Below are 22,364 nucleotides of genomic sequence, written 5' to 3'. Positions count from 1 at the left end.
TGCCGGGCCGTGCGCCGGGGCTGCCCTGGCCGTGTCCCGGCCCTCCCGGACCCCTGCTCCGGACCCGACGCCGGGGCCGATTGTCAGACCCCGCCCGTAGAGTCGGAGACAACTGATCCGACACACGGGGCGGGAGGTGGCAGGACGTATGGGAGAGGCGGCTCCGATGGCCGAGCGGGCGCGGGAGACGACGGTCCCGGTCCGGCTCCCGGCCGTCTTCCTGCCCGCACCCCTCCCGCGCGAGGGGCGCATCGCCTTCTGGGACCCCGAGGGCGGCCCCCTCCCAGGGGACGCGGAAGGCACTGCGGACGCCGATGACACCGAGCTGACCGTCGTACGACGGCACGGCCCCACCGGGGTACGGCGGCGCACCACCCCCGCGCTGACCCTTCCGCTCGACGCCGCCCTGCCGCTCCTCGTGCGCGCCCGGCACGATCCCGCGGCCCACCCCGCCACGGCCTGCTGGGGCGCTGCCGCCCTGCACGCCTTGCGGCTGACCGCCCGCGGCCGGCTGCTGCCCGGCCTGACCGCCACGGGCCACGACGCCTGGCGCGCCGGCCCCCTCGACCCGGACGACGTCGCACACCTGCGCGCGGTGGCCGCGGCCCTGCCCCACGAGGGCCATGCCGTGCCGCTGCCCGGCCCCGGCCCGATCCGGCTGCCCGACCCGGAAGCGCTGGTGCGGGCCTTCCTCGACGCCGTGGCCGACACCCTGCCCCGCACCCCGGCCGCACCCCACACCTCCGGTCGGCCCTTCGCCGCCCGCGAGGCCCAGCATCTGCCCACCGCCCACGACTGGGCCGCCGAAGTCGCCGCCGGGATGGACGCCGGCGTCCGCATCTCGCTCCGCCTGGACCTTTCGGCGTACGACCTGTTCGACGACGCCTCCGACGGGGGTGCCCGCAGCGCGGGCGCCGCGATCGTCCAGGTGCACAGCCTCGCCGACCCCACCCTCGTGGCCGACGCGGCGGCCCTGTGGGCGGGTGCGGCCGACGACGCCTTCGGCCCCCGCGCGCGCGTGGACGCGGCCCTCGCCGTCCGCCGCGCGGCCCGCGTCTGGCCTCCGCTGGACCGGCTCGCCGACCAGGACGTGCCCGATGTGCTGGCCCTGACCGAGGACGAGGTCACCGACCTGCTGGGCATCGCGGCGACCCGGCTCGCCGCGGCGGGGGTCGCGGTGCACTGGCCGCGGGACCTCGCACAGGACCTGTCCGCAGCGGCGGTGGTCCGTCCGGCCCCCGGCTCGGCGACCGACGGCACCGGCTTCTTCGAGAGCGAGGACCTCCTCCAGTTCCGCTGGCAGCTGGCGCTCGGCGGCGATCCGCTCACCGACACCGAGATGGACGCCCTCGCCGAGGCCCACCGCCCGGTCGTCCGGCTGCGTGACCAGTGGGTGCTGGTCGACCCGGCGCTGGTCCGCAAAGCCCGCAAACGGGACCTGGGCCTGCTGGACCCGGTCGACGCGCTGTCCGTCGCCCTCACCGGCACCGCCGACGTGGACGGCGAGACGGTCCCGGCCGTCCCGGTGGGCGCGCTGGCGGCCCTGCGCGACCGCCTGACCGCGGGGATCCGGCCCGCCGAGCCACCCCCGGAGCTTCAGGCGACCCTCCGGGACTACCAGCTCCGGGGCCTTGCCTGGCTCGAGTCGATGACCTCCCTCGGTCTCGGCGGCTGTCTCGCCGACGACATGGGCCTCGGCAAGACGGTCACCCTCATCGCCCTGCACCTGAAGCGGGCCCGCAGCGAACCCACCCTGGTCGTGTGCCCCGCCTCCCTGCTGGGCAACTGGCAGCGGGAGATCACGCGGTTCGCCCCCGGCGTGCCCGTGCGCCGCTTCCACGGCCCGGACCGCGGCCTGGACGGGCTGGACGGCGGCTTCGTCCTCACCACCTACGGCACCATGCGCTCGGCCGCCCCGGCCCTGGCCGAACGGGCCTGGGGCATGGTCGTCGCCGACGAGGCGCAGCATGTCAAGAACCCCTACTCGGCCACCGCCAAGGCACTGCGCAGCATCCCCGCCCCCGCGCGCGTGGCCCTGACCGGCACGCCCGTCGAGAACAACCTCTCGGAGCTGTGGGCCCTGCTCGACTGGACCACCCCGGGGCTCCTCGGCCCGCTGAAGTCCTTCCGCGCCCGGCACGCGCGCGCCGTGGAGAACGGCGAGGACGAGGAGGCGGTGGAGCGTCTGGCCCGGCTGGTCCGGCCCTTCCTGCTGCGCCGCAAGAAGTCCGACCCGGGCATCGTGCCCGAACTGCCGCCCAAGACGGAGACCGACCATCCGGTCCCGCTCACCCGCGAACAGGCCGCGCTGTACGAGGCGGTGGTCCGCGAGTCGATGCTCGCCATCGAGACGGCCGAGGGCATGCCCCGCCGGGGTCTGGTGCTCAAGCTCCTTACGTCGCTGAAGCAGATCTGCGACCACCCCGCGCTGTTCCTCAAGGAGGAGCACACCCCGGCCTCCGGCGACCGGCTCGCCGCCCGCTCCGGGAAGCTCGCCCTGCTGGACGAGCTGCTGGACACCCTGCTGGCCGAGGACGGGTCCGCCCTCGTCTTCACCCAGTACGTCGGGATGGCCCGCCTGATCACCTCGCATCTGGCGACCCGGGCCGTCCCGGTCGACCTCCTCCACGGCGGCACGCCGGTCCCCGAGCGGGAGCGCATGGTCGACCGCTTCCAGGCCGGTTCGACACCGGTCCTGGTGCTGTCGCTCAAGGCGGCCGGCACCGGCCTGAACCTCACCCGGGCGGGCCATGTCGTGCACTTCGACCGCTGGTGGAACCCGGCCGTCGAGGAGCAGGCGACCGACCGTGCCTACCGCATCGGCCAGACTCAGCCCGTGCAGGTGCACCGCCTCATCACCGAGGGCACCGTCGAGGACCGCATCGCCGAGATGCTCCAGTCCAAGCGGGCCCTGGCCGACGCCGTCCTGGGCTCCGGCGAGTCCTCCCTCACGGAGCTGACGGACCGGGAGCTGTCCGACCTGGTGTCGCTGCGGAGGTCGTCATGACGCCCCGCCAGGACCGCGCATCCGTCCCCGGGGAAGACGCGACGGGCGCCCGACCGGCCGACGAGCGCGCCCGACCGGCCGACGAGGCCCGCCGCGCGCTGCGCGAGGCCCGCGAGCGGGCGGTCCAGGACCCGGCGCGTCCCGAGCCGTCCCCGGGCGGGGCGGCCACGGCCCAGGAGAACACAGGCCCGGCCGACGCGGCCCGCGAGGCGCTGCGCAGGGCGGTGTCCGAGCGGCGGGGGAGCGGGCGTCGGGGGAACGGGCAGGGGGGCGAGGCCGCCGACTCCTCCGAAGGCGTCGGCGTGCCAGGTGATGCCGATACGCCCCCGGTCACCCGCGCCCCCGATGCCGCCGAAGCCTTTGAGGGCGATGGTGGGCAGGAGGACACGACAGCCACCGGCGTGAACAACGGGCCGCAGGACACCCGGGCGCCCCACATCGCCGGCGGGCCCCGCATCGCCGGCGGGCCCCGCATCTCCGGCGCGCCCGGCAGCGCCGGTACACCTGAGGACACCCCGGCGGCCGTGAAGCCGCAGCCGTGGGAATCCGGCGACCCGCGGACGAGCCCGGCGGAGACCACCCCGGCCGGTGCGGCCGCCGCGCGCCCTGCCGACCGGGCGGGCGCCGAACCGCGGGCGGCGGACGTCGCGCGCGAGGCGCTGCGTGCGGCGCGGGACGACGCGCGTCGGGCCCGGGAGGAGACCGAGCGGGAAGGCGCCCGCCGCAGGCGCCGGGCCCGGCAGAGCGCCGTGGACGAGAGGGCGGCGGCTGTGCGGCGGGCGGGCGCGGACGGCCCCGGCAGGGGCGCGCGGGACGTACGGCAGTTGCTGTCCGACGCCTTCCGGATGCCGGGCACGGACGTCGACGACCACGAGCCGGAGACCGGGCAGGGTGGCGGCCCCCCTCGCACGGCCGGCCTGCTGCACGGTCCCGCCCGCAGAGCCCCGCAGACGCAGCCGGGCGGACACGGCCCGGCCCCAGAGCCCCCGGAGACGCCGGAGAGCCGTCCCGAGCCTCCGACCTCCCCGAACGGGACCAGCGACCCGGCCCCCACCCGCCACACGGACAACCCGGCGACGTCGGCTCAGGACCACGACCGACCCCCTCGGCCCGCACGGCCGAGCGCACCGGCCGTCGGCCCGGCCTCCGCCCCCGAGCCCCCGGCCGCCCCGGCTCCGGTCTCCGAGCCCCCAGCCTCCGCCCCGGCCCCGGTCACCGAGCGCCCGGTCTCCGGCGCGGCTCCGGTCTCCGAGCGCCCGGCCTCCGAGCCCCCGGCCTCCGGGTCCCGCGCTGTCCGGTCCTCCCGATCCCCCCGTTCCATGGGTGCCCCCGCCCGCGATCACGAACTCCGCCGTACCTTCCCGCCGTTCCCGCCCCGGGACGGTGACCGTTTCGCCGAGAGCTGGTGGGGAAACGCCTGGGTCGGGGCGCTGGAACAGGGCGCGCTGGATGCGAAGCGGCTGGAGCGCGGGCGGGGATACGCGGGGCAGGGGCACGTCGACGCCATCACGGTGACGCCCGGACTGGTGCTCGCCTACGTCCAGGGCAGCCGCCCCCGCCCCTACCGCGTCCAGGTGCGGCTGCGCACGCTCGACGACACCGACTGGGACCGCTTCCTGGACGCCGCCGCCGACCGCCCCGGCCACATCGCGGCGCTGCTCGACAAGGAGATGCCCCAGTCCCTCGCGGAGTGCGGCGTGCCGCTGCTGCCCGGCCCCGGAGATCTGGAACCCCACTGCAGCTGCCCCGACCGCGCCCACCCCTGCAAGCACGCGGCCGCCCTCTGCTACCAGACCGCCCGGCTGCTCGACGCCGACCCCTTCGTCCTGCTCCTGCTGCGCGGCCGGGGCGAACGGGAGCTGCTCGACGCGCTGTCCCGGCTCAGCGCCACCCGCGCGGCGCGCGCCGCGCAGGACAGGCGCCCGGCGCCCCTGCCGGGCGTGCGGGCGGCCGAGGTCCTCGCCTCGCGCGCCCTCGCGCCCCTGCCCGCTCCACTGCCTCCGCTCGCGCATCCCGAGCAGCCCCCGGCCTACCCGGCGGCCCCCGGCGGCCCGGACCCCTTCGCGCTGGACCAGCTGGCCACGGACGCCGCCGCCCGTGCCCACGCCCTGCTCGCGACCGGCCGCGACCCGGTCGGACAGCTGACCTTCTGGCAGGACGCGGTCCGGCTGGCCGCGGCCCGCCCGGGCGCGGGGCTCACCGCCGGGACGCGGTCGCTGTACGCGTCCCTCGCCGCCGCGGCGGGCCGCACCCCGTCCGAGCTCGCCCGCGCGGTCGCCGCCTGGCGCCAGGGCGGCCTGGAGGGCCTCGCCGTACTGGAGGAGCCGTGGGACCCGCCCGCCGGCCGATTCGACCGGGCCAGGCCCCTGCTCCTCGCCGCCGACCTGCCCGCCTTCCGCCCCTGGCGCAACCACCTCACGCACCCCCACGGCCACCTCCAGCTCCGCCTCGGCCGCGACGGACTCTGGTACGCCTACGAGTCCGAGCCGGGCCGCGACGACTGGTGGCCGAGAGGCACCCCGGACCCGGACCCGGTGGGCGCCCTCACCGGCCTCGGCCTCCCCGGCGACCTGTGAGGCACCCCGGGTGCCGTCGGGCCCCATGGCCGCCGCGTCGGCCGACCGCGTCTCCGGGTCACCGGCGGTGCACGGTCTCCCATGCGGCGGCCAGGACACGAGGGTGGTGACGGCCATTCAGGACGGCGGGCGGGTGCTCGCCGAGACCGAGGAGCCGGGCCACCGCCGTCCAGGCGGTGCGGACGGAGTGCTCGACGGTGCCCGCGACGTCGTCCGGCACGTCGGCGAACGGTCCGATGAAGGCGAGGTTGACGGACCCCTCGGGCACCACCTTGGGCCGGTCGTCGCGGCGGCGGGCCAGCAACTGACTGGTGGCGTACGGCACAAGACAGGGAATGACGGTGGAGGTCGCCCGGACCCGGTCGGCCACGGTCTCGTCGAACGCCAGATGGTGCAAGACCTCGTCGAGGATCTCCCGGCCGGAGCACATCGTCATGGGCTTGGGCGTGTGGTCGCCGGCGCGGCCGGGGTGCAGGGCGTAGCCCCACCAGACCGAGACGCCTTCGGGCTGATCCTGATGGACGGGCCCGCGCGGGGCGGTGATGGTGAGCAGCCAGTTCGAGGCGGTGAGAGTCATCGGGCCGCCGCGGCCGGTCTCGCCGCCGCCGAACCTCTCCAGCGCGTCCAGGAAGGCGCTGTCCCGGGTGGTCACCGTGAACGACTCGCAGCGGGACTCCTTGACGTGCTTGTCGAAGGCGGCCGGGTCGCCGAAGTCCTCGCGCCCCCGGGACACGCGGTGCCAGAGCAGCCAGGCGTCCGAGCGATGGGCGCGCGCGGGCGGTGCGCAGTGGTGCGAGCCGAGGCTGACGGCGTCGTCGATCGAGCCGTTGGTGACCAGGACGAGGTCGTCGGGGCCCACCTCGATCTGCTCGTCACGGCCGCTGCAGGACAGGTGAATGCGCTCGACCCGCGTACTCCTGTGGCCCGGCGCGAAGCCGAGATCGGTGACGTGGGCTCCGGTCCGGACGGTCACGCCCTGTTCGCGCAGCCAGGCGATCAACGGCCGCACGATGGAGTCGTACCGGTTGCAGCGGGCGTGGTGGACGCCCGGCATGGCGGCGTACTCGGGAAGGAGAGGGAGGAAGCGCCTGAGGCAGCGGCGGAACTCGATGGCGCTGTGCCAGGGCTGGAAGGCGAACGTGGTGCACCACAGGAACCAGAAGTTCGTGGTGAAGAAGTGCTCGCCGAAGGAGTCCGAGATGCGCTTTCCGTCCAGGTGCCCCTCGGGGGTGGCCAGGCAGCGGACCAGCTCCAGCCGGTCGCGCTCGGAGAACCCCGTCGAGCGGGTGTCGACGATCTTCCCGTCGCCGTCGACGAGGCGGGCGATGCCTCCCACGGGCAAGTCCTCGCGGCCGGCCGGGACTTCCCGGGCCACCGGCATCAAGGGGCCGTCGAGCGCGGGAATGCCGGACAACAAGTCGTGGGCGTAACGGAATTCGGACTCGAGCATCCGACCGCCGAGCAGGGGGTGGCCGGCGGTGGCCGCGGCGCCCGTGTTCCCGTTGCCGCCGATGGTCCGCTGCTCCTCGAAGAGATGGATGTCCGCTCCGTCCAATCCACCGTCGCGGATCAGGAACGTGGCCGCGGCGAGCGCCGCGATCCCGCTGCCCACCAGATAGGCCTTCGCCATCACACAACTCCTCGTATTCGCCCGCTGATCGGGAACCGCACGGCATCAGCGTGTCCCGCGTCCGTGAGGCCCGTCAGTGGGCCATTGGTCACCCTCGTGGGCTGAACGGCCCGCCGGGGCGGCCGTCCTGTGCAGGCACGGGGAACCACAGAGCCCGGTCGGTGGACCGTCACCGACCGGGCCTGCCCTCACCGCAGGCCTATGCCCGGTGAGAGTCCGTCGCCGTGCCGCTGTCTTCCGCGGGAGCCGGGGTGCCGGCGCCGCCGCGCCACGGCGGGGCGGGCGTCCGATGGCCGTCGTGTGCGGTGTGGGCCGCCTTGTCGAGCCGGCGGCGCAGCCGGTCCTGGAGCCGGTCGACGACCTCACGGCCGGTGCCCTCCTCGGCGAGCACGACGACCTCACGCCGCCCGACGTGCAGCGACGCCGTCGCCGACCACGGACGGTCCACGTGGTGAGCGGCCGCCTTCGCGATCCGCACCTCGCCGGTGAGGGCGGGAACGCCCGGCCGGCCGATGACGGCGTCGATCTTCTCGCGGGCGTACGCCAGAGTGTCCTCGTCCACCTCGCCGTCCGAACGCACCAGTACGCCGGGAGCGGTGGTCCGGACGTCATGGCCGGTCATGTCGCATCCTTTCCTCGAAGTCCGCTGGGACGTCCGGTGTTCAGGCAGCCGGGCCGGGCAGCCACAGGTCGGGACCGAAGACCTCGTAGCGGATGCGCTGTGCCGGAATTCCGGCGCCCAGCAGCTGCGTGCGGACATCGCGCATGAACGGCAGCGGGCCGCACAGGAACACCGTGGCGCCTTCCGGCAGTTCGATGTCGTCGAGGTTCATCAGGCCCTCGCGGGCGCCGGGCTCCTCCGGGCCGGGCCGCTCGTACCAGAAGACCGCGCGGGCCCCCGGCAGTCGCCCGGCCAACTCACGTGTCTCGGTACGCAGGGCGTGGTCGGCGGGGGAGCGGTCGGCGTGCAGGACCAGGACCGGGCGGGTCGAGCCGAGGGCGGCGAGCCGGGCCAGGATGCCTGTCATCGGGGTGCCGCCGATGCCCGCGGAGACCAGGACGACCGGAGCGGTGGCATCGGCAGGCTCGTCGAGGAAGACGTCCCCGAAAGGAGCGGAGAGCGCCAGTTCGTCGCCCTCGTGCACCCCGTCGTGCAGCAGGTTGGAGACCTCGCCGTCCGGCGCTCCGGCCGCCCCGGCGACCCGCTTGACGGTGATGCGCCGCAGATTCCCGCCCGGGTCGGAGGAGAGACTGTACTGGCGCAGTTGGTGCACTCCGTCGGGCATGCGCAGGCGGACGCTGACGTACTGGCCCGCCCGTGCCCGCGGCGCCGGCCGGCCGTCGGCGGGCCGGAGCAGGAAGGAGACCACGTCCGGGGTTTCGGTGCGGCGCTCGACGACCGTCCACTGCCGCCAGATCCGGCCGGGCTCCACGCCCGCGTCCTGGTACAGGCGGGCCTCCCGGCCGATCAGGGCGCCGGCCATCAGCCAGTACACCTCGTCCCAGGCAGCCGCCACCTCGGGAGTGACGGCGTCGCCGAGAACCTCGGCTATCGCGCCGAACAGGTACTTGTGCACGATCGTGTACTGGTCGTCGGTGACTCCTACGGCTGCGTGCTTGTGCGCGATCCGGTCCAGGAGCGTGTCCGGGCGGGCGTCCGGGTCGTCGAGCAGCGCGGTCGCGAACCCGGCGATCGAGCCGGCGAGTGCGCGGCGCTGGGCCCCGCTGGCCTGGTTGCCGCGGTTGAACATCCCGTCCAGCAGCTCGGGCCGGTCACGGAACATCGCGCCGTAGAAGCGTGTCGTGATCTCGTCGAGCGCGCCGGCCACGGCGGGCAGTGTGGCACGGACCACGGCGGCGGATTCTGCGGACAGCATGATGCCTCCCGGACAGGGGCTGATGAGGGGGGGGAGGGCCGCCTCCGATGCGGGCGGCGGCCGTTTCCTGTGTATCAGGCACCGGGCGGCATTTCGGCGGCGTTCACCGGTGCGGGGCGAAGAAGGGCCGAACGGCCCCATGGATCCGGGAACTTCGGTCCCACGACCCGGTCCGCCGCAGGGCCGTACGGCACCGGGAAGACCTCCTGTCGGCTCTGTCCGTGCGGTTCCTCGCGATTCCTCAAGGGGAGCCCAGGTCCTGCTCGACCTTGGCGGGACCATCGGCCCCCGGACCGGGGACCTGCGGTCTCTGCACCGCGGCCTGCCCGCGCCACCACCCTTGCATCGCAACCCGATTCAGGAGGTGGACAGCATGTCCCGCAACGTCACCGTGGGCCTCGACGGCTCGCCGGAGAGCCGTGCGGCCGCCGAGTGGGCGGCCCGCGAGGCCAAGCTGCGCGGCCTGCCGCTGCGGCTGGTGCACGTCTGGGAGCCCGTCCCGGAGCCGATGGCGCAGGCCCCGCTGCTGGGTGCCGAGACACAGGCGCACTGGAGTGAACGGATTCCGCGTGAGGCGGCTGAGGGACTCCGTGAGCGCCACCCCGGCGTGCGGGTGGAGACGGAGCAGATCCCCGGGCGGCCGATGGACGCGTTGGCGAAGACGTCGGAGGACGCCGAGCTGCTGGTCCTCGGCTCACGTGGGCTGAGCGGCGTGGGCGGGTTCCTCGTCGGGTCCGTGGGCATGTCCGTGATCGCGCACACGGACACCCCCGTCGTCCTGGTACGGGCCGGGGAACAGGCCGCCGACGAACATGAGAAGGACCCCGCCGGTCTTCCGTCCGCCGCCACGCCGTACCGGCCCGTGGTGCTCGGCCTCGACACGGGCCGGCCCGATGACACGGTGATCGCTTTCGCCTTCGAGGAGGCCGCCCGTCGCGAGACCGCCCTGCGGGTCGTGCACGGCTGGAACCTTCCGCCCTATTTCGCCTACGGCCTGCCCGTCGACCTGGAACTCAACGCCGAACTGGGGAGGCAGGAAGCCGCCGCCCTCACCGCGGTGCTGCGGCCCTGGAGGCAGAAGTACCCGGATGTCCGGGTCGTCGAGGAGTCCCGCTCCGGCAGCCCCGCCCACCACGTCATCGACGCGTCCCGCGAGGCGTCCCTCGTCGTCGTCGGCCGCCGGGTCCGCCGCAACCCCTTCGGCGTCCACATCGGACCCGTCACGCACGCGGTACTGCACCACGCGACCGCCCCCGTGGCCGTCGTCGCGCACGACTGACCGAGCTCGGTGGAGGAGTGGAGATCATGAACGCGGCTGGCGAGCGATCCCTCGGCGGGCCCTTGGTCGTGGGCGTGGACGGTTCCGAGCCGAGTCTGCGGGCCGTCGACTGGGCGGCCGACGAGGCCGCGCTGCGCGGAGTGTCGCTGCGGGTGGTGTACGCCTGCCTGTGGGAGCGGTACGAGGGTGCTGCCCTCGCCCGGGAGCTCGGCAGGCCGACGGCGCTGCCCCTGGCCCGGGACGTGGTGGGCGCCGCCGCCGAGCGGGCCCGCGGCCGGCACCCAGGCCTGCGCGTGAGCACCGCTGTGGTGTTCGAGGAGCCGGAGTACGCCTTGGTCCGCGAGGGGCGCGACGCCTCCGCGCTGGTGGTGGGGACCCGCGGCCGCAGCGGCGTCGCGGAGATGCTGCTCGGTTCCGTGAGCCTGGCCGTCGCCGCGCATGCCGACTGCCCGGTGATCGTGCTGCGCGGCAGCCACGACAACCAGGCGACGCCGCCGGTGCGCGGTCGGGTCGTCGTGGGCGTCGGCGAGGACGCGAAGGCCTCGCCGGCGGTGAGGTTCGCCGCCGAGGAGGCGCGGCGACGCGGGGTGCCTCTGGAAGCCGTACGGGCCTGGCGCTGCCCCGCACACGAGAGCACCGACCATTCGCTGCTCGCCGGGGAACCCGCGCGGCTGCACGAGGAGCGGGCCGTCGAGCAACTCGAAGCGGCGCTGCAGGAGCTCCCGGCGGGTGTCGAGGTGCGGCGGCGCACCGTCGAGGGGCACCCCCGCCGGGTGCTGGCGGACGCCTCGCACCGTGCCGACCTCCTGGTCGTCGGCACCGAGCGCCGCGAGGGGCACATCGGCCTCCAGCTCGGCCGCGTTCCCCACGCGATGCTGCACCACTCCGCCTGCCCGATCGCGATCGTGCCGCACCAGAGGTACGACGCCTGACCGGCGCCTTCAGAGGCTCCCCGATGCCGGCACCTGTGCGAAGGCCTGGATCACCGGGGAGCCGTCGCGGTGTGACAGGGGCCGTTCTCCGGGGCGGCCGGGACCGATGGCCCCCCCGATCCCCGTCCTTCGCGGTACAGGATGGAAAGCCGCAGTACCGCTGTACCAGGCTGAAGGCAGGTGTCTCATGTATCCCAACGACGGTTTCCGCGAACTCGGTCGGCAGGAGTGTCTGCGGCTGATGACCAAGGTGCCCGTCGGCCGCATCGTCTTCACGCGCCGGGCCCTGCCCGCGGTACTGCCGGTGAACTTCAGCCTCGACGAAGACGGCGCGGTACTGCTGCGCACCTCCGCGGCTTCGGATCTGGTCCGTGCGGTCGACGGCACGGTGGTCGCCTTCGAGGCGGACGACGTCGACGCGGCCCGGCAGTCCGGCTGGAGCGTCGTCGTCACGGGCTCTGCCACGGTGGTGACGGACGCCGCCGAGCACGAACGCCTGGCCCGCACCGGCCCGATCTCCTGGGTGCCCGCGCCGCAGGAGGTCTTCGTCCGCATCGAGCCCGAACTGGTCACCGGGCGTGAGCTCGTCGGCGGACGCACCCTGTACGGGGTGGAACTCGGCGCTTGACGGTCTCCCTCGGCCTCACCGGCGAGAGCCCTCTCGCCCGGCCCGGGGCCGTTCGTCCCGATGGGACGGGCCGCACGGCGTGCGGACGGGTTCCATCGGCCCCTGCCCCCGGCCGCCGCGCACGACGAGCATCTCTAGTGGGCCCGCCGTGGGACCGGCCCCCGGCCGACCGGCGTGGGTTCACCACCGCCCTCGGCGTCACGCCGAAGGAAACACCCCGCGCACGGAAACGAAGGAAGAAGACCATGACTGATCGTCATGTCGTCGTCGGAGTGGACGGTTCACCGGCCGCGGTACGGGCCCTGGACTGCGCCGCCGAGGAGGCGGCGCGCCGCTGCCTGGCGTTGCGCGTCGTCCACGCCGTGGCCGACCGCGACGAGGCCGGACCGGTACTGGCGTCGGCCGCCGCACGGGTCCGCGAACGCCGTCCCGGGCTGCGGGTGGAGACCAGGGCCGTGGAGGACGCCGCCGTGCGGGCGCTGGCGAGGGAGAGCGAGGGCGCGGCCCTCACCGTCGTGGGCACCCGGGGGTTCGGCACCGTCTCCGGCCTGCTCGCGGGCTCGGTGAGCTGGCGCCTTGCCGCCCACGTGCACGGTCCGCTGCTGGTCGCCCGCGGGGACCACCCCCGCGACGAGGGACGCGAGGTACTGCTCGGCGTGGAGAGCGACGCCGACGAGGCCGCGGCCGCCCATGCCTTCCGGGAAGCGGCACTGCGCGGCGCCCGGCTGCGGGTGCTGCACGCCTCGACGCACCGGCACACCAGGCCCGAGCTGCCCGCGTTGCTGGCCGCGACCAGCCGGGGCCAGGAGCGCCAGGCGCTGATCGACCGGGCGGAAGAAGCCGTGCCGCGGTACACCGTCGCCCGGCTGCGTGAGGAATATCCGCAGGTGGCGGTCGACAGCCGCACGGTTCGCACGGACCCGGCCCACGCCCTGCTGGCGGGCACGCGCGAGGCCGGCCTCGTGGTCATCGGCATGTGCCGGAGAGCGGTCCGGCTGGGGCCACCGGTCGGCCCGGTCGCGCACGTGCTGCTTCAGAACTCCCACTGCCCGGTCCTGCTCGTGCCGAAGGCCGGATGACAGGCGTCCGCGAACCCGGGATGGCCCGGTCGGCCCTATCGGGCGCCCGGCGGCCGGGGGAGTGTGTAAAGGCACGGACCCGAACGCCCCCACCGAACCCCGACCCGGAAGGGACCCGATGATGTCCGTCGACACGCAGCGGACGCCAACCCCGCTCTCCGACGACGAGCTGAGGTTGCTGGACGTCCACTGGCGCGCCGCGAACTACCTGTCCGTCGGCCAGATCTACCTGATGGCGAACCCCCTGCTGACCGAGCCGCTGCGCCCGGAGCACGTGAAGCCGCGGCTGCTCGGTCACTGGGGCACCTCACCCGGGCTGAACCTCGTGTACACCCACCTCAACCGCGTCATCCGGGCCCGGGACCTGGACGCCCTGTGCATCTGGGGCCCCGGCCACGGCGGCCCCGCGGTGGTCGCAGGCTCCTGGCTGGAGGGCTCGTACACCCAGACCTACCCCGACGTCACCCGCGACGCGGCCGGCATGGCCCGGCTGTTCAGGCAGTTCTCCTTCCCCGGCGGCGTACCCAGCCATGTCGCACCCGAGACCCCCGGCTCCATCCATGAGGGCGGCGAACTGGGCTACTCCCTCTCGCACGCCTACGGAGCGGCCCTCGACAACCCGCAGCTCCTGGTCGCCTGTGTGATCGGCGACGGGGAGGCGGAGACCGGCCCGCTGGCCGCCTCCTGGCACTCCAACAAGTTCCTCGACCCCGTCCACGACGGTGCCGTCCTGCCGATCCTCCACCTCAACGGCTACAAGATCGCCAACCCGACGGTCCTCGCGCGGCTCTCGGAGCCCGAGCTCGACGACCTCCTGCGCGGCTACGGCCACGATCCGATCCACGTCGCAGGCGCCGACCCCGTCGCCGTGCACCGCGCGATGGCCGAGGCCATGGACACCGCGCTCGACCGCATCGCCGCCGCACAGCGCGCCGCCCGTGAGGAGGGCGCGACCGAGCGCCCCCGCTGGCCGGTGATCGTGCTGCGCACCCCCAAGGGCTGGACCGGCCCGGCCGAGGTCGACGGCCTGCCGGTGGAAGGCACGTGGCGGTCCCACCAGGTCCCCCTGTCCGCCGTCCGCGACAACCCGGAACACCTGAGGCAGCTGGAAGCGTGGCTGCGCTCGTACCGGCCGGAGGAACTGTTCGACGAACACGGCCGCCCCACCCCCGACGTCCTGGCCTGCGTCCCGGACGGCGCACGCAGGCTCGGTGCCACCCCGCACGCCAACGGCGGGCTGCTGGTCCGCGAACTGCCCCTGCCGCCCCTGGAGCGTTACGCCGTCGAGGTCGACAAGCCCGGCGCGACCCTGCACGAGCCCACCCGCGTCCTCGGGGACTTGCTGGAAGACGTCATGCGGGCCACCGCTGACCGGCGCGACTTCCGCCTGGTCGGCCCCGACGAGACCGCCTCGAACCGGCTGCAGGCCGTCTACGCGGCCAGCGGTAAGGCATGGCAGGCCGAAACCCTGGAGGTGGACGAGCATCTCGACCGGCACGGCCGGGTGATGGAGATCCTGTCCGAACACACCTGTCAGGGCTGGCTCGAGGGCTATCTGCTGACCGGCCGGCACGGGCTGTTCTCCTGCTACGAGGCGTTCGTGCACATCATCGACTCGATGGTCAACCAGCACATCAAGTGGCTGCGCGTCACCCGCCGCCTGCCCTGGCGCGCCCCCGTCGCCTCCCTCAACTACCTGCTGACCTCGCACGTCTGGCGGCAGGACCACAACGGTTTCTCCCACCAGGACCCCGGCTTCGTCGACCACGTCCTCAACAAGAGCCCCGAGGCCGTGCGGGTCTACCTCCCGCCGGACGCCAACACCCTGCTCTCGGTGGCCGACCACGCCCTGCGCAGCCGCGACTACGTCAACGTCATCGTGGCCGGCAAGCAGCCCTGCTTCGACTGGCTGTCCATGGAACAGGCCAAGGCGCACTGCGCGCGTGGCGCGGGCATCTGGGAGTGGGCGGGCACCGAGGACGGCTCCCGCGAACCGGACGTGGTGCTGGCCTGCGCCGGTGACGTGCCCACCCAGGAGGTGCTGGCCGCGGCCCAGTTGCTGCGCCGGCACCTGCCCGGGCTGGCGGTCCGCGTCGTCAACGTGGTCGACATCGCCCGGCTGATGCCGAGCGAGGAACACCCGCACGGCATGAGCGACTTCGAGTACGACGGCCTGTTCACCACCGACAAGCCGGTGATCTTCGCCTACCACGGCTACCCCTGGCTGATCCACCGCCTGGCCTACCGCCGCACCGGCCACAAGAACCTGCACGTGCGCGGCTACAAGGAGATCGGCACCACGACCACGCCGTTCGACATGGTGGTCCGCAACGACCTCGACCGCTACCGCCTGGTCATGGACGTCATCGACCGCGTCCCCGGCCTGGCGGTACGCGCCTCGGCCGTACGCCAGCGGATGGAGGACGCCCGGCTGCGCCACCACGACTGGATCCGCGCCCACGGGACCGACCTGCCCGAGGTCGCCGACTGGTCCTGGGACGGCTGACGGCTTCCGGCACCCCGTTCGCCGACTGGTCCCGGGGGGCTGACGGTCTCCGGTATCCCGTTCGCCGACCACCACCTCGTCCGCGTCGTCGTCCGCATCGGTCTCGCCAGGGCGGGCGCCGGCGCGACCCGGGGTCCCCGGCCGGGCTCAACGGCCCGGCACGTGAGGGACTGATGGCGCGCCCCGGGTGCGCCGACAGGCCCTCCCCGCGGGCGGCGCGGGCGACGAGCATCGGCAGTGCAGAGATTCTGCGCGCGGAGTGAGGGAGAGACCGGCGATGACGGCAACGGTGACGGCTGGACCCCGGGCGACGGCCGAGGCATGGCGAGGTTTCGCCGGCACGCTATGGCGGGACCGGATCGATGTGCGCGACTTCATCCAGGCCAACTACACGCCGTACGAGGGCGACGCCGGTTTCCTGACCGGCCCGACCGAGCGCACCCGCACGGTCTGGGGCAAGGTCAGCGCCCTGTTCCCCGAGGAGCGGCGGCGCGGCATCCTCGACGTGGACACCGCCACCCCGTCGACGATCACCTCGCACGCGCCCGGCTACATCGACCCGGACCGTGAGCTGATCGTCGGCCTGCAGACCGACGCCCCCCTCAAGCGCGCGATCATGCCCAACGGCGGTCTGCGGATGGTGGAGAACGGCCTGAAGGCGTACGGCTACGAGCCCGACCCCTTCGTCACCAAGGTCTTCGGCGGCTACCGCAAGACCCACAATGACGGAGTCTTCGACGCGTACACCCCCGAGATGCGGGCCGCCCGCAAGGCCGGGATCATCACCGGCCTCCCGGACGCCTACGGCCGCGGCCGGATCATCGGCGACTACCGGCGCGTCGCCCTGTACGGCACCGACCGGCTCATCGAGGCCAAGCGCGCCGAGCGTGCCCTGCTCGACGCACAGCCGTCCGGCCCTGACGTCATCCGCGACCGCGAGGAGCTGGCCGAGCAGATCAGGGCGCTGGGCGAACTGGCGCGGATGGCGGCCACGTACGGCTGCGACGTCACCCGGCCCGCCACCACCGCGCACGAGGCGGTGCAGTGGCTCTACCTCGGTTTCCTGGCCGCGGTGAAGGAGCAGAACGGCGCCGCGATGTCGCTGGGCCGCACCTCGACGTTCCTGGACGTCTACCTCCAGCGCGATCTGGACGAGGGGACCATCGACGAGACCCGCGCCCAGGAGCTGATCGACGACTTCGTGATCAAGCTGCGGATCGTACGCTTCCTGCGCACCCCCGAGTACGACGCCCTGTTCTCCGGCGACCCCACCTGGGTGACCGAGTCCATCGGCGGCGTCGGCGCCGACGGCCGTCCGCTGGTCACCCGCAGCTCCTTCCGCTTCCTGCAGACCCTGTACAACCTCGGCCCCGCCCCGGAGCCCAACCTCACGGTGCTGTGGTCACCACGGCTGCCCGAAGGGTTCAAGCGCTTCTGCGCGCAGGTCTCCATCGACACCAGCGCGATCCAGTACGAGTCCGACGAGCTGATGCGCCCGCGCACCGGCGACGACACCGCGATCGCCTGCTGCGTCTCCGCGATGGCCGTGGGCAAGCAGATGCAGTTCTTCGGGGCCCGCGTCAATCTCGCCAAGGCCCTCCTGTACGCGATCAACGGCGGCCGGGACGAGATGACCGGTGAACAGATCGCGCCGGCAGCGCCTCCGCTGACCCGCGATCACCTCGACTACGAGCAGCTGCGGGCCGCGTACGACCACATGCTCGACTGGCTCGCGGCCACGTACGTCGACACCCTCAACGTCATCCACTACATGCACGACAAGTACGCCTACGAGCGCATCGAGATGGCCCTGCACGACCACCCCGTGCACCGCTTCATGGCCTGCGGCATCGCCGGCCTCTCGGTCGCCACCGACAGCCTGTCCGCGGTCAGGTACGCCCGCGTGAAGGTCGTCCGCGACGCCACCGGACTCGCCGTCGACTACGAGATCGAGGGCGACTATCCGGCCTACGGCAACAACGACGACCGTGCCGACGCCATCGCCGCCGACCTGGTGGGGTCGTTCATGGCGAAGGTCCGCAGGCATCCCGCCCACCGGAACGCCGAGCACACCCAGTCCGTGCTGACCATCACCTCCAACGTCGTGTACGGCAAGCACACCGGCAACACCCCCGACGGCCGCCGCGCCGGCCGGCCCTTCGCACCCGGCGCCAACCCCATGAACGGCCGCGACCGGCACGGCGTGGCGGCCTCGGCCCTCTCCGTGGCCAAGCTCCCGTACGAGGACGCTCGGGACGGCATCTCGCTGACCACGACGATCACGCCCGAGGGACTCGGGCACGATCCGGCCGAGCGGGCGGGCCACCTGGCCGGCATCCTGGACGCGTACATGGCCTCCGGCGGCTTCCACATGAACGTCAACGTCCTGGACCGCACGACACTCGAGGACGCCATGGAACACCCCGAGAAGTACCCGGAACTGACGGTCCGGGTCTCCGGGTACGCCGTCAACTTCGTCCGCCTGACGCGCGAGCAGCAGCTCGACGTGATCAGCCGCACCTTCCACGGATCGCTGTGAACACCACCGTCGAGCCGGTGACGGGCCGGGTCCACTCCTGGGACCTGTCCACGGGGGTGGACGGTCCGGGGACCCGGTTCGTGCTGTTCCTCAGCGGCTGCCCGCTGCGCTGCCTGTACTGCGCCAACCCGGACACCTGGCACCTGCGTGACGGCAGGCTCTCCACCGTCGACGAGGTGATGGCCGAGATCGAGAAGTACCGGCCCTTCATCACCACCGCCGGCGGGGGAGTGACCCTCACCGGCGGCGAGGCCCTGCTCCAGCCCGCCTTCACGGCCGGGATCCTCCGCCGCTGCAAGGAGCTGGGACTGCACACCGCCCTGGACACCTCCGGTTTCCTCGGCGCCCGGGCGACCGACGCACTGCTCACCGACACCGACCTGGTCCTGCTGGACATCAAGTCCTTCGACATCCGCACCTACCGGAGGCTGACCGGCGGGGACCTCGCCCCCACCCTCACCTTCGCCACCCGCCTGGACCGGCTCGGCGTCCCGGTGTGGATCCGCTACGTCCTCGTGCCCGGCTGGACCGACGACCCGGCGGCCGTCGACGGGCTCGGCGCGTTCCTCTCCGGGCTGGGCAACGTCGACCGGGTGGACGTCCTGCCGTTCCACAAGCTCGGCGCCCACAAGTACGACGCGCTGGGCATCCCCTTCCCGCTGCGCGACACACCGGCACCGGATCCGGAGCTGACGGAGCGGGTGCGCGAGCAGTTCCGGGAGCACGGTATGCGGGCCCTGTGAACGTCGGGCCCCCTCAGCGGCGTTGCAGTACCTCGGCGATGCGCATGAACCCGTCCGTGCCGTGGCCCAGGCCGATGACGCGGCGGGCCATGCCCTCCGCCGCGCGCATCACAGCCGCGTCGATGCCGTGCCCTTCGGAGGTCTGCACGACGTGGGCCATGGACGAGGCCGCCGAGGTGATCGGGTTGCCCTCGCCGGAGAGGTCGCCGCTGCCCACACTCTCCGCCGCCTGCTCGAAGAGTGGCGGGAGGATCGCGCCTATCCCCTTGGCGAACGGGGCCAGCTCCCGCACGGAGACACCTTCGGCCTCGGCCACCGCCAGGGCGTGGGCACAGCCCGCCATGGCGGTCCAGAAGATGTCCAGCAGCGCGATGTCGTAGGCGGCCGCCCGGCCGATCTCCTCGCCGAGGTGGGTGTGGGTGCCGCCCAGCGCGTTCAGGATGGGCAGATGTTTGCGGTACAGCCTCTCGGGGCCGCTGTGGATGAAGACCGCGGCAGGCGTTCCGATGGTCGTGGTCGGTGTCATGATGGCGCCGTCCAGGTAGTGAATGCCGTGCCCGGCCGCCCAGACCGCCGTCGCGCGGGCCCGGGCCGGGGTGTCGGCGGTCAGGTTCACCACCGTGCGGCCCTTGAGCGCGTCGGTCACCGCCTCGCGCCGCACCACGGCGTCCACGGCGTCGTAGTTCACCACGCAGACCACGGTCAGCCCACTCGCGGCGACCGCCTCTTCAGCGGAGCGGGCGCCGAGCGCGCCTCGCTCGACCAGATCGCGGTCCCTGCCCGGTGTCCGGTTCCACACCGTCGTCCGCAGGCCCGCATCCAGGAACGCGCCGGCCAAGGCGCGGCCCATCGGCCCAAGACCCAGCACCGTGACAGCAGACTGTTGGGAGTGTGAAGACATGATTGTTCAGCCTCTGTAGAAGTATCGGAAGAGATAACGAAAGAAATAACGAAAGAATGACGAAAGGGGCTCACGTGACGCGAAGTCGCGCCGGTGACACGAACGTCTGCGGAGTGACCGCCGCGATCGCCGTGATCGACGGCAAGTGGAAGACCGCTCTGCTGTGGCTACTGGAATCCGGTCCGTGGCGCCCCGGGGAGCTGCGGCGCCGACTGCCGGGCCTCAGCGAGAAGGTGCTGACTCAGGCGCTCCGCGAGATGGAGGCCGACGGATTGGTGCACCGTGCGGTGCATGACGAGCTACCGCTGAAGACGGTGTACTCCCTCACCCCCTTCGGCCGCGAGCTCTCGCAGGTCCTGGGGCCCGTCTCGGACTGGGGCCACCGCCGCCTGGAGCAGCTCGCCCAGGCACAGTCGGCCTCCTCACGCATGGTCACTCCCGCCCCCCTCGGAAACGGCGCCCCTCACGACGCCGTGTGACCAGGTTCCGTTCTGCCTCCCCGCACCGACAAGTACCCACAAAAAAGTGGGTACTGAGGGCGGTGGTCGCTTGGAACTGGAGTCGCCGCGTGCGGCGAAGGACGGGACTGGCGAACTTGATCAACCGATGCTGATGGCTGACTACGCGAAGATCGCAGCCGAAGAGCGGAAGGTCTCGCTGTAGACAGCCGCTGGTGCTTGGCCTCACGCATGGTGGTTCTTGCGTCTACGGAGACCGATCACGGCCGACCCTGCCACGTCGAGTGATGCGGTGTCAGGCCGATGAAGGTCCATCCCCTTCGAGTGGGTGGGAGAGCGGCGGTACGCGAACGGGAACACGCCAGGCAATGTGATGTGACGTGAATCACAGACGATTGTCGAGAGAATGAGTGTCGAATCAGCTCTCTCCCGTCGCAGGTAGGTGAACAGACTCACTCGAGCAACAAAGGAGGCCCGAGATGCCTTCGGACTCAACGCTGGACTCGGCACCCGAGGACACTCCCGCGCAGTACGTGGTCGGTCGGTTCAACGAACAGGAACAGGCCGTGCTCCGGGTCTGGGCGGAGAACCATCCGATGCCGTGGACGAAGGCGCCCGCCTTGGTACAGCAGGACGAAGCGCGGGGAGAGCACAACCGGCGCAAGCTGAAGCGTGTCGCCAAGGAGTGGCTCAGGTACGGGATCAGCCGCCGGGAGCTTCCGTGAGCACGCCTTCCGACCGGTCGCAGGAGCCGCTGATGACCGTTCGGGCCGCGGTCATCCTGATGCTGGCCACGCAGATCGCGGTTGCCGTCGGCGTGTTGACCGTGCTGGCCGGAAACGCTTGGGCTGTAGGGGTGCTGGCTGCCGGAGGCTCCTTCGCCGGCACCGTCGCCTTCGCCCGGTCCGTGATCGGCTGAACCGGCCCGGACGAACGGGCGTATTTCTGCTTCCCGGTGACTGTTAATCAGCCCCGAGTCGGCGAGGTGGGGTTGAGGGTGACGCGGTGCAGGCCGTTGCCTGAAGGGCAGCACATCGCAGGCGCTCAAAGCTTGAACTCGCCTGTCGCAGGTCATCAGGTGTTCCGGTCCAGCGGGAGCGCATGGTGCGCCCCCTGTCGCCTCACCAGCCGGCACACCTGAACGGTGTGCTTCAGTTGAGGGCGCCCGGGCTATGACGGACACCGCCAATGCCCTGGCGACGGCAAGAACCCTGCCTGCTTGCAACCTTGCCCGGAATTCAGCAGACAGGGTCCTGTCCTTCGAGCCGCCAAGGGGGCCCACGCGTCGGAATGTCCGCTGGGCTGGGCTGGGCAGGCGGCGGGTTCATCGCGGTTGCGCCGCTGGTGCTCCGTATCGAGCAGGCCTTGGGCCTGCTGTGAAGACGGTGGGGTGGGACGCGCCCAGGTGCGTCCCACCCCACCGCTCGCTCGGACGGACCGCGCCACCGGGCGGCGTCCCGGGACGGTCGCTCTCCTCGCCGGCACCACGGGACGGCGATGCGGTAGTAGGTTCCCGTCACGCACAGAGCAAGATCCGGGGGGATCCATGAAGTGGGCCATGAGTGATGACTACGCAGCCCTGCTGACCACTTTGATCGTGGCGATCTTCGCTGTGGGGACCATCCAGACCTACACGCTGATTCGGCTGCTGGGGCAGAAGCAGAACGAAGACGCCCGCCGAAGGGCCGAGGCGCAGCACCGCGTGCTGCAGGCTCTCAGGGACGGGCAGGCTCCCGATGAGCAGGATCTGACGGATGCCTACGTACCCGCTGTCGACCGGATCGGCTTGCCCCGCAAGGAACTGGCCGTCTACACGGCCGGCGTCACCTGGACCGGCATGGTCATCGTTCTCGGCATGCAGCAGATCAAGATCCTTCGCTGGGCTGGGTCCGCTGCTCACCCTGAGAGTCCGGAGCTGGCAGAAGGCTCCTTCTTCCTGGTGTCGATCGCCATCGCCGTCCTGTTGGTCGAAGGCGTGGTGCGTGCGCTTGCCCAGGGCCATCTGGAGTACAGGGCGATCACAGCTCCTCTGCGGCAGTACACCAAGGCGGACCACAAGGCGATGCGGCAGGTGGTCAAGCGGTATCGGAGCACCGGACAGGTGCCGACGCCGCCGGCTCCGCCGTCCAGCCCCTGACACGCCGCGGGCGAGCGGAGGGAATGCCCCCGGATCCTCGCAGCCATGCTCTCAGCACCACCGGCAAGGCCT

Annotated in this window: 17 protein-coding genes; 13 read left to right on the top strand and 4 right to left on the bottom strand. The window is 72.7% G+C overall.

The window, feature by feature from the left end; genetic code table 11:
- Window positions 1-148: 148 nt before the first annotated feature.
- Together ACIQU3_RS17630 and ACIQU3_RS17625 are read left to right on the top strand one after the other, a co-directional pair.
- Complete coding sequence (locus ACIQU3_RS17630; RefSeq protein WP_403926094.1) at window positions 149-3,007, top strand: SNF2-related protein; 2,859 nt, start codon at window positions 149-151, stop codon at window positions 3,005-3,007.
- Window positions 3,004-5,583, top strand: coding sequence for an SWIM zinc finger family protein (locus tag ACIQU3_RS17625; RefSeq protein ID WP_403926091.1), 2,580 nt, complete (start codon window positions 3,004-3,006; stop codon window positions 5,581-5,583). Before ACIQU3_RS17630 ends, ACIQU3_RS17625 begins: the two co-directional genes overlap by 4 nt.
- Before the next feature lie 58 nt (window positions 5,584-5,641).
- Here the strand turns inward: ACIQU3_RS17625 and ACIQU3_RS17620 are convergent, their stop codons facing one another.
- The 3 genes from ACIQU3_RS17620 to ACIQU3_RS17610 form a co-directional block, all read right to left on the bottom strand.
- A complete protein-coding gene (locus tag ACIQU3_RS17620; protein ID WP_403926088.1) occupies window positions 5,642-7,213 on the bottom strand; it encodes an oleate hydratase in 1,572 nt (523 codons plus the stop codon).
- Between the two features lie 199 nt (window positions 7,214-7,412).
- Entirely contained in the window at window positions 7,413-7,835 is a 423-nt protein-coding gene (locus tag ACIQU3_RS17615) for a hypothetical protein (RefSeq protein ID WP_403926085.1), read from the bottom strand.
- Window positions 7,836-7,875: 40 nt separating this feature from the next.
- On the bottom strand, window positions 7,876-9,090 hold the full coding sequence (locus tag ACIQU3_RS17610; protein ID WP_403926082.1) for a globin domain-containing protein: 1,215 nt from the start codon (window positions 9,088-9,090) through the stop codon (window positions 7,876-7,878).
- 373 nt (window positions 9,091-9,463) lie between these two features.
- Between ACIQU3_RS17610 and ACIQU3_RS17605 the strand changes: the two genes are divergently transcribed.
- The 7 genes from ACIQU3_RS17605 (at window position 9,464) to pflA (ending at window position 18,796) form a co-directional block, all read left to right on the top strand.
- Window positions 9,464-10,369, top strand: coding sequence for a universal stress protein (locus tag ACIQU3_RS17605; RefSeq protein ID WP_403926079.1), 906 nt, complete (start codon window positions 9,464-9,466; stop codon window positions 10,367-10,369).
- A 26-nt stretch (window positions 10,370-10,395) separates the two neighbouring features.
- The gene (locus ACIQU3_RS17600) at window positions 10,396-11,301 is read left to right on the top strand and encodes a universal stress protein (RefSeq protein ID WP_403926076.1); all 906 of its coding nucleotides are present in this window, start codon (window positions 10,396-10,398) and stop codon (window positions 11,299-11,301) included.
- 187 nt (window positions 11,302-11,488) lie between these two features.
- A complete protein-coding gene (locus tag ACIQU3_RS17595; RefSeq protein WP_403739300.1) occupies window positions 11,489-11,929 on the top strand; it encodes a pyridoxamine 5'-phosphate oxidase family protein in 441 nt (146 codons plus the stop codon).
- A 245-nt stretch (window positions 11,930-12,174) separates the two neighbouring features.
- Window positions 12,175-13,008, top strand: coding sequence for a universal stress protein (locus ACIQU3_RS17590; RefSeq protein ID WP_403739297.1), 834 nt, complete (start codon window positions 12,175-12,177; stop codon window positions 13,006-13,008).
- 121 nt (window positions 13,009-13,129) lie between these two features.
- Entirely contained in the window at window positions 13,130-15,514 is a 2,385-nt protein-coding gene (locus ACIQU3_RS17585; protein WP_403739294.1) for a phosphoketolase, read from the top strand.
- A gap of 277 nt (window positions 15,515-15,791) precedes the next feature.
- The gene (gene pflB, locus ACIQU3_RS17580) at window positions 15,792-18,053 is read left to right on the top strand and encodes a formate C-acetyltransferase (RefSeq protein WP_403926073.1); all 2,262 of its coding nucleotides are present in this window, start codon (window positions 15,792-15,794) and stop codon (window positions 18,051-18,053) included.
- On the top strand, window positions 18,050-18,796 hold the full coding sequence (gene pflA / locus ACIQU3_RS17575; protein ID WP_403926070.1) for a pyruvate formate-lyase-activating protein: 747 nt from the start codon (window positions 18,050-18,052) through the stop codon (window positions 18,794-18,796). Before pflB ends, pflA begins: the two co-directional genes overlap by 4 nt.
- A gap of 13 nt (window positions 18,797-18,809) precedes the next feature.
- Here the strand turns inward: pflA and ACIQU3_RS17570 are convergent, their stop codons facing one another.
- A complete protein-coding gene (locus tag ACIQU3_RS17570) occupies window positions 18,810-19,697 on the bottom strand; it encodes an NAD(P)-dependent oxidoreductase (protein WP_403926067.1) in 888 nt (295 codons plus the stop codon).
- Window positions 19,698-19,771: 74 nt separating this feature from the next.
- On the opposite strand from ACIQU3_RS17570, the gene ACIQU3_RS17565 reads away from it, so the two are divergent.
- From ACIQU3_RS17565 to ACIQU3_RS17550, 4 genes are all read left to right on the top strand, one after another.
- Window positions 19,772-20,176: a winged helix-turn-helix transcriptional regulator gene (locus ACIQU3_RS17565; protein ID WP_403739282.1), complete on the top strand. Its 405-nt coding sequence runs from the start codon at window positions 19,772-19,774 to the stop codon at window positions 20,174-20,176.
- A gap of 458 nt (window positions 20,177-20,634) precedes the next feature.
- Window positions 20,635-20,880: a hypothetical protein gene (locus ACIQU3_RS17560; protein WP_403739279.1), complete on the top strand. Its 246-nt coding sequence runs from the start codon at window positions 20,635-20,637 to the stop codon at window positions 20,878-20,880.
- Window positions 20,877-21,074 (top strand): hypothetical protein, encoded by a 198-nt coding sequence (locus tag ACIQU3_RS17555; RefSeq protein ID WP_403739276.1) that lies wholly within the window; start codon window positions 20,877-20,879, stop codon window positions 21,072-21,074. Before ACIQU3_RS17560 ends, ACIQU3_RS17555 begins: the two co-directional genes overlap by 4 nt.
- Before the next feature lie 639 nt (window positions 21,075-21,713).
- Window positions 21,714-22,292 carry a hypothetical protein gene (locus tag ACIQU3_RS17550; RefSeq protein WP_403739273.1) on the top strand — a complete coding sequence of 193 codons (579 nt, stop codon included), beginning with the start codon at window positions 21,714-21,716 and terminating at the stop codon, window positions 22,290-22,292.
- The last annotated feature ends 72 nt before the right edge of the window (window positions 22,293-22,364 follow it).

Origin of the sequence: Streptomyces sp. NPDC101110 (genome assembly GCF_044759525.1) — a bacterium.
Classification (GTDB): Bacteria; Actinomycetota; Actinomycetes; order Streptomycetales; family Streptomycetaceae; genus Streptomyces.
Note: the sequence above shows the minus strand (reverse complement) of the source record. Positions and strands in the feature narration are given on the sequence as shown.